The 6,320-nt window shown below is 50.7% G+C and carries 8 protein-coding genes; 1 reads left to right on the forward strand and 7 read right to left on the reverse strand.

Annotated elements, in window-relative coordinates; all coding sequences use genetic code 11:
* Positions 1 to 78 precede the first annotated feature (78 nt).
* Complete coding sequence (locus tag HWQ67_RS11325) at positions 79 to 306, forward strand: type II toxin-antitoxin system HicB family antitoxin (RefSeq protein WP_425340720.1); 228 nt, start codon at positions 79 to 81, stop codon at positions 304 to 306.
* Positions 307 to 416: 110 nt separating this feature from the next.
* Here the strand turns inward: HWQ67_RS11325 and HWQ67_RS11330 are convergent, their stop codons facing one another.
* The 7 genes from HWQ67_RS11330 to HWQ67_RS11360 all read right to left on the reverse strand — a co-directional run.
* On the reverse strand, positions 417 to 2,678 hold the full coding sequence (locus HWQ67_RS11330) for a tetratricopeptide repeat protein (RefSeq protein ID WP_218252800.1): 2,262 nt from the start codon (positions 2,676 to 2,678) through the stop codon (positions 417 to 419).
* Positions 2,675 to 3,691 carry a CHAT domain-containing protein gene (locus HWQ67_RS11335; protein WP_218252801.1) on the reverse strand — a complete coding sequence of 339 codons (1,017 nt, stop codon included), beginning with the start codon at positions 3,689 to 3,691 and terminating at the stop codon, positions 2,675 to 2,677. Before HWQ67_RS11335 ends, HWQ67_RS11330 begins: the two co-directional genes overlap by 4 nt.
* Positions 3,692 to 3,891: 200 nt before the next feature.
* On the reverse strand, positions 3,892 to 4,308 hold the full coding sequence (locus HWQ67_RS11340) for a putative toxin-antitoxin system toxin component, PIN family (protein WP_218252802.1): 417 nt from the start codon (positions 4,306 to 4,308) through the stop codon (positions 3,892 to 3,894).
* A gap of 4 nt (positions 4,309 to 4,312) precedes the next feature.
* Positions 4,313 to 4,468 (reverse strand): hypothetical protein, encoded by a 156-nt coding sequence (locus HWQ67_RS11345; protein WP_218252803.1) that lies wholly within the window; start codon positions 4,466 to 4,468, stop codon positions 4,313 to 4,315.
* Between the two features lie 318 nt (positions 4,469 to 4,786).
* Positions 4,787 to 5,380: a recombination mediator RecR gene (gene recR / locus HWQ67_RS11350; RefSeq protein WP_218252804.1), complete on the reverse strand. Its 594-nt coding sequence runs from the start codon at positions 5,378 to 5,380 to the stop codon at positions 4,787 to 4,789.
* A gap of 39 nt (positions 5,381 to 5,419) precedes the next feature.
* Positions 5,420 to 5,761, reverse strand: a complete 342-nt coding sequence (locus HWQ67_RS11355) for a YbaB/EbfC family nucleoid-associated protein (RefSeq protein ID WP_218252805.1) — start codon at positions 5,759 to 5,761, stop codon at positions 5,420 to 5,422.
* A gap of 55 nt (positions 5,762 to 5,816) precedes the next feature.
* A partial coding sequence (locus tag HWQ67_RS11360; RefSeq protein ID WP_218252806.1) for a hypothetical protein occupies positions 5,817 to 6,320 on the reverse strand: 504 nt, incomplete at its 5' end.

Raw genomic sequence — 6,320 nt, forward strand, 5'->3', positions numbered from 1 at the left:
GGTAGCAAAAGAAAGAAAGGGGCGGCTCCGCCCCCCTTCAGAACCCCCCGCAAGGGGACCAGTCCCCTTGACCCCTTCTTGCGAAACCTTTTACCATGCTTTTTTAAGAGGATACAGATTGTTGTAGAGAGGCATGATGATGGCTACGTTGCATATCCGTTAGGAATTAAAGGCGCTGTGGTTGGACAAGGTGATACTTACGATGACGCCATATCTGATGTCGTCTCTGCTATCAGGTTTCACATAGAAACGTTTGGCAGTGAAGTGCTTGATGTTGATGACCCGATAATTGATGCTTTTATATAGGAGGCCCCTCCCTGTATTGCACCAACATCCTGTCTCTGCCAATGCCGCAGTCGGTGGACTCATCCCGGCATTGCCCCGGCCCTCCGATGAGCAGGTTGCCGCAGGTTGGTCTAAGGCCAGGCCGCTTTGGCCTTTGCCAGGTAGGAGACTGCTTTTTGCACATCACCTGTCTTGAAAAACATGTAGGCGAGGTTGTTATACGAATCCGCAATATGCGGGTGTCTTTCGCCATAGACTTCCAATCTGATAGTAAGTGATTTTTTGTAAAACGCAATCGCCTGCTTTGCTTCGCCTAAGTTATCCCACGCCGAGCCAATGTTGTTATACGAACCCGCAATATGCGGGTGTCTTTCGCCATAGACTTCCAACCATATAGCAAGTGATTTTTCTAAAAACGCAATCGCCTGCCTTGAGTCGCCTAACGCTCTCCACGCTGATCCAATGTTGTTATACGATTGCGCCACATCCGGATGTCTTTCGCCGTAGACTTCCAAACTGATAGCAAGTGATTTTTCGTAAAACGCTATCGCCTGCTTTGAGTCGCCTAAATTCCACCACGCTGATCCAATGTTGTTATACGAAGTCGCCACATCCGGATGTCTTTCGCCATAGACTTCCAACCTGATAGCAAGTGATTTTTCGTAAAACTCAATCGCCTGTCTTGCTTTGCCTAATTTATCCCACGCCGTGCCAAGGTTGTTATACGAGGTCGCCACATCCGGGTGTCTTTCGCCATAGACTTCCAAACTGATAGCAAGTGATTTTTCGTAAAACTCAATCGCCTGCTTTGAGTCGCCTAAATTATCCCACGCTGATCCAATGTTGTTATACGAACCCGCCACATCCGGATGTCTTTCGCCATAGACTTCCAAACTGATAGCAAGTGATTTTTCGAAAAACGCAATCGCCTGCCTTGCTTCACCTAACTTCCATAATGATGTGGCATACGTATTAAGAAAATTGCCGACACTTATATCTTTGTTTGCCTTTGCCTCATCAATAGCTGCATCTGAGACCCTGACGGCGACCTTTTCCATAATCACTCGCCCCTGGCGATATAAGACCATCTCGTCAAAGTATTGCCCCAAAGCACGCGCATGTGGACACGCACCACGGATGTTACCTACCTCAAGGGCGTGACGGACGACCTCCTCCATGTACTTGTAATTCGGCTCCGAGGCCTTTGCAATCCAATCACCGTACCACTGATACGCCCGCCCGTGCATCTCAAGCTGTTTCTCAGGCGTCAACTTGCCCCACATGGCATCTACAATGACAGGCGTCACCCAGTACACAAACCCACCACTGGATAAATCTTCCATTGCCGGTGCGGCTCGCACCTCACGCTCAACCAGCGTCAGATCAACGCCTGTGTTCAACAACTCCACACTGCCAAAGCCCTCAAAGGTAGTCGCATCAACAGGCTCCCTGTACACTGCCGCCTCCCGGATGAACCTGTGAAACGCTTCACCCTCAGTTGCCGCAATCACATCCGCAAGATACTCGTGGATGAACTCAGCCTGCTTGAGCTTCAACTGCGCCTCAATGACGGCTAAATCGTACTTGTCCTCGTCTCTGGCAATGACGTTGAGCCACTCCAACAGACGTGGATTGCCGCCGCCGTACTTGAGGTACAGTTCAGCGTGTTTGCTTTTTGCGACAGACTCCAGGTCTTTTGCCTTCTTGTTTAAATCCGCACCATAAAAAGACATGAGCGCAAGGTCAAAGAGCTTTGCCGTGGACAGGTTTTCACCATCCTGCTCAAGGATGAACGGATACCGGCTCGTTATGACGACGTAGCTGTTGCCTTCAGTCCATTCAACCGCCTCAAGAAAGGGACGGACAAGCTCGATTGTCTCAGGCTTCACGTAATAGTTATTGCCATGACGCTCAAGGTTTTGCTCAAAGTCATCGAAATATATGATCGCTGAAACCTCAGTTCTAAAGACAGTGCGGAAGAGGTCTTTAATCTTCTCCTCATACTCATCACCTGACTTTAGGATTGCCAGGGCGTCTTTTTTGCCCAACCTGTCAAGCAACTTCCTCAGCTTCAATATCACATCGCCGGCATTGACCACCCCGTGAAAGACGATCAACTCCTTGCCCGCAAACCGTTCAATGAGCTTCCCGACGAGACAACTCTTGCCGATTCCGGCAGGGCCGCGCACCAAAAGCCCGCACTTGCCGGTCTTCCCCCTGAGCACACTTACCCCCCTCTGGACATACCGCCTCCTGCCAACAAACCCACTCTCAAGCACCCTCACGTTGCTGCCCTGGAGGGTCTTGTGCCTGAGCCTGACGTGGTTGACATGCGCTAACTTCCCCTCAACCACCAGCGGTACAATCGGCGATGCATCCCCAAATAGCCTCAAAAGCGGCCAGGGATGGTATTGCCCCTCAAGCAGCCTTCGGGCGCTCCGGATCGGATGGCAAAATCGATCCCCTTGCCAATTGAGAGACACCTGTAAACCTCACCGGAGACGATGGTCGCCCCCGCCGCCGAAACAGGCAATCCCCACCCAAGCACCCACCGTATACCCTTAAGGGCCATCTGGCAGGCAAAGGACTCGGTGTTTGCCTTATCATCGGCACGGCAGGTTGAACAGCCGGAGAGAAACAGTATCCGAGGTTTGTGATCCTTAATCGCATCCCACAACATACAAGGCGCTACCTTTTGGGTTTTACCGATATCGTCTTCCATGTATAACACCGGCCCCAACACCCTGTCTATAGCGGCATGGCCCGTTATGTGGATGATGTCAAACCCGCCCCCTGCAATGTTGGCCTGCTTAAGCCCCTCAAGGCTGCCCGTGTCCTCGATCCGCATGTCGATGTTGTAATTGCCGACCGCACCAAAGATAAGCTCCTCCTCCTTTTCAAAGTTGAGGGCATACTTATCGTGCGCATCCGTTGGCGAGCAGGCCATAAAGAGCATATTCAGCGGTGTTTTTTTGGGTGTCACCTGACTTCGTCCGCCCCGATTCTCAGTCAGCCGGATTACGTGTATGTCATCCCTGAGCAGGACAAATCCCCCGTCGTTGAGCAGCTCAAAGGGCAAATGCGTCAACTCGTAAGGCGTCTGCAAGTAGAGATGCGCATGTGTTTCGGCGTCCCTGGCACTACCGATGATCTCCTGGAGCATCCCCGTGCCACGATTGAGCAGATCGTACAGTTGTCTGCCAAGTTTGGCGCCTGCAGCGGGATTGTCGCTCCAGAGGTTTTGGCCTGCATCCGTAATGAGCGTGGTGATCTTGTCCTCGGTGACGTGATGCGACAAGATGCCGTTGATGTACACCGCACGCTGGTCGTTGACAGCGTCCGATATCTTTAAGGTTATGCTTGTATTATTATAGCACGTTTCGATTGGATTAAATACAAGATACATGGCATTTTACGGGGTCAAGGGGACTGGTCCCCTTGCGGGGGGTTCTGAAGGGGGCCAGGAGCGTCCTGGAGCGACAAAGAAGCGGAGCCGCCCCTTTCTTTCTTTGTATCGCATGCAATCTAAACGCGCTATATCTCCCGTTTTCACAAATCCCCCAAATAAAGAATCAGATAATATACAATAGGATAACGGATTGCCGCTTACACTGTCAAGGGTCGCTCCAATATTTTCTCAAACTTTGACGGCGCTATTATTTTAATCCCCTTGAAGTGTTGAAGGTCTGTAAGGTGGTGATCTCCTGAGACGATATAATCAGCTTGAGACTCCAATGCGCATTCTAAGATACGGTTATCAGGTGGATCGCTAATAACCTCAAGGTGGGTTTTTGGTTCAACGACTGTAGAAAATCCTTGCAACCAGTTTATGGCTATTGACACTTCCGTCTTGGGCCAGTTTAGCTTGTCAGAGAGTATTCGTTGCACTTCGGCTAAAATCGGTGCCGAAATGAAGTTCCTGATTTGCCCTTTTCTTGCCGACTTTAATAGTGATGCTGGTCGGCCATTAGGGTTATACAAAGCTGAAATTATTACATTGGTGTCAAAAACAACCTTGAACATTAAATTATGGCTGTTCGTGACGAGCCTTTTCGACTATTTCATTGATGTCCTCTTCGGTAAAACCTTGCCTTTTAGCCATCATGCTGCCGTAGTGGCTTAGACGCTGCCAGGTTCTTTCCTCTATATAGTCGCGTAGGGCCTCGCTAAACAATTCATTCATGGTTCTGTGTTCCTCTTGAGCCAAGTTTTTGGCTTTATGAAACAAGTCCGGCAAAAGTGAAATAGTTATAGCCTTAGTATTTCTCAAGATATCTCCTTTGGTCAATGGATATACATTACATAGTCATACTTTATCATTTGTTAATGTCTATGTCAAGAGTCTTTATCCTACATCCTACAGGACAATCGAGGCTGAGTTCACACCGCCCTTTCTTTTTTTGCTGCCAACACCAGAATCTACACCCCACTTGCCGCAGAGAGAGTAGTTTGCTCGGCGATAAAAAAGGGGGCCAAATGGCGTCCCCACTGCCCCCGTGTGTTACATCTTTCTCCTGCCCTCAAGGGATTTTTTAAGCGTTACTTCGTCGGCGAACTCCAGGTCGCCCCCCATGGGAAGGCCGTAGGCAATGCGCGTTACCGTTACCTGCAAGGGTTGAAGCAGACCGGCGATGTACTGGGCGGTCATCTCCCCCTTGGTGTTTGGGTTGGTGGCCACTATTACCTCGGATATACTGCCCCCCTTGACCCTGTTTACAAGTTCGTCGAGCTTGAGCTTGTCGGGAGTGATGCCGTCAATGGGCGAAAGCGCCCCCAACAGTACGTGATACAGACCCTTGTACGAGTTCGTGCGCTCTACGACTATGATATTGGCCGGCTCCTCCACTACACATATGCGGCTGGTGTCGCGTGAGTTGTCGCGGCAGATGGCACAGGGGTCAGACTCGGTGATGTTAAAGCAGTGTCTGCAAAACCCGGCCTTGTCCTTTACGTCTATGATTGCCTGTGCGATAGACTTGGCCTTATCGGGGGGCATGGCAAGGATGAAAAAGGCCAGCCTTTGAGCCGTTTTACGGCCTATACCGGGTAGCCGCGTCAGTTCGCTTATCAGGGTCTCGATTATGCCTTCAGACATGGTTTACGCTCCCTGGGAGATAACTTGGTATCTCTGCCGTTATTTCCCAAACAGATTTGATATGTCCGGCATCCCGGGTAACTGCAGCCCCCCGGTCAGTTTTGACATCTCTTCCTGGACGCCTTCGTGAGCCCTCTTGATTGCCTCGTTGCAGGCGGTTATTATCAGGTCCTGGAGCATTTCGGTATCGTCGGGATTGACCACTTCCTTGTCTATCGTGATGGACACTATCTGGCCGGAGCCGTTGGCAACGACACTGACCATGCCACCGCCGGAGCTTGCCTCGGCCGTGGCCTGACTTGCCTCCTCCTGCAGCTTGGCCATCTTCTCCTGGAGCTTCTGCGCCTCACGCATGAGATTGCCTATCATCTTCTTTGACATGTATCCTCCTTTTTGCTATAAAGATTTGTTGTTCTGTATTTAAACATATTCACTGTCATTTATCAATAGCCTTTATCGACACGATGTATCCCCCGAAGGTATCAAGGGCCTCCTTGATGACGGGGTCTGCCATGGCCTCGGCCTTCAGGTCCCTGACCGGGGGGAGAGGGGCGTCCTGAGCCTTAACGATGGTTGTCTCCGGCGGTGACGCACCATCGGAGGAGCCCTCCTTTACACGCACTTTATATTTTTTACCCGTGAGTTGTTCTGCTACGGTTTCTATCGTTGTTTTGCCTTTTTTTACAGCCTCTTCATGGACTTTAAAATTGCCGCCTGAAAAATATACGTTGAGGATGTCTTCGGTAATGTCAAAGGTTGCCTCATTGAGCCTTCCGCCAAGGGGATCGCTGACGTTGGTAACGGCCTTAACCAGGGTCTGCCACAGGTTGTTGCCACTGACCGGCTGTGCAGGTTGCAGGATACCCTGCCCGATATCAACGGGTTTTGATGGCGGCATCGGTGGTGGTTCTGTAAGTGGTTCTGGCGGCATCTCCGGGGG

Origin of the sequence: Candidatus Magnetobacterium casense (assembly GCF_019173545.1) — a bacterium.
GTDB classification, from domain to species: domain Bacteria; phylum Nitrospirota; class Thermodesulfovibrionia; order Thermodesulfovibrionales; family Magnetobacteriaceae; genus Magnetobacterium; species Magnetobacterium cryptolimnobacter.